Below are 690 nucleotides of genomic sequence, written 5' to 3'. Positions count from 1 at the left end.
CCGCGTTCAACCGGTTCCGCAGCTCCACCGCCGTCAGCGAATCGAACCCGAGATCCTTGAACGCCCGATCCGCCGCGATCGACTGCGCGGACCCATGCCCGAGGACCGCCGCGACGTGACCGCGCACCACGTCGACGACGTGACGCTCCCGCTCCCCGGCCGTACCCAACGCCGCCACCACCCGAGCCAACTGCCCACCCGCACCACCCGCACCAGCACCCGCACGCTCCACCGCACGCCGACCCGACACCCGCACCAACCCACGCAACAACCCCGGAACCACACCCTCCCGCTCCGCACGCCGCCGCAACCCCGCCACATCCAACCGCGCCGCAACCACCAAGCTCTCGTCGACGCCACACGCCGTGTCGAAGAGCCTCAGTCCCTCCTCTGCCGACATGCCGAGGAACCCGGAACGGCTCAGCCGTGCCACGTCGGCTTCGTCGAGTTCGCCGCCCATTCCCCCGACACCAGTCCACAGGCCCCAGGCGAGGGAGGTGGCGGGAAGGCCCTGCGCACGCCGATACGCAGCCAACGCATCCAGGAACGTGTTCGCCGCCGCATAATTCGCCTGCCCCGCATTACCAAACACACCAGCAGCCGACGAATACAACACAAACAACCGAACATCCAACCCACGCGTCAACTCATGCAAATTCACCGCCGCATCCACCTTCGGCCGCACCACAC

General features: G+C 68.0%; 1 protein-coding gene. It reads right to left on the bottom strand.

The window, feature by feature from the left end; all coding sequences use genetic code 11:
* Positions 1-690: beta-ketoacyl reductase (locus tag ACTWP5_RS32110; RefSeq protein WP_443224712.1), on the bottom strand; the 690-nt coding region annotated here is incomplete at both ends.

The organism is Streptomyces sp. 4N509B (assembly GCF_052245655.1).
GTDB lineage: Bacteria > Actinomycetota > Actinomycetes > Streptomycetales > Streptomycetaceae > Streptomyces.
Note: the sequence above shows the minus strand (reverse complement) of the source record. Positions and strands in the feature narration are given on the sequence as shown.